1 protein-coding gene and 1 pseudogene are annotated in these 508 nt (G+C 46.5%); both read left to right on the top strand.

The features are described 5' to 3' along the window. Positions 1 to 25: 25 nt before the first annotated feature. Complete coding sequence (gene ccmD, locus CIK04_RS29120) at positions 26 to 199, top strand: heme exporter protein CcmD (RefSeq protein WP_325205986.1); 174 nt, start codon at positions 26 to 28, stop codon at positions 197 to 199. Further along, positions 196 to 508 (top strand): annotated as a pseudogene (locus CIK04_RS29115) (cytochrome c maturation protein CcmE); the annotation flags it as partial. The gene ccmD and the pseudogene CIK04_RS29115, both read left to right, overlap by 4 nt.

Here is a 508-nt window from a genome sequence, read left to right as displayed (position 1 = left end):
TTGAATCTCTGAGCGAATTTTTGCTATGGGTGGGTACGCTTCTTACGTATGGGGCGCTTTTGGTATTACCTTTTTGTCCATGCTGATTCTATTGATCAGTAGCTTACGTCGTAGCGATGCGCTTCTTAAAGAAGTAAAAGCGAAGATAGATCGTCAGGCACGTATCGATGCCGCGAAGAATATGGAGAACACCCTATGAATCCAAGACGTCAAAAGAGACTGGGGATTATTTTAGCGATTTTAATCGGTGTCAGTGCCACTATCGGTTTGATGATCTACGCCTTGAACCAAAACATGGATCTTTCTATACCCCAACCGAATTGGTGAATGGCAAAGATGATGGCACTAAGCCAGAAGTTGGTCAGCGCCTACGTATTGGTGGAATGGTGGTGATGGGGTCTGTGAGACGCGCTCCAGAATCTCTCAAAGTACGCTTTGATCTTGCGGATGTGGGTCCTAAAGTCGACCATCGAGTACGAAGGCATCCTGCCCGATTTGTTCCGTGAAG

It is taken from the genome of Vibrio sp. 03_296 (genome assembly GCF_002265885.1).
This window is presented reverse-complemented; position numbering and strand designations above follow the sequence as displayed.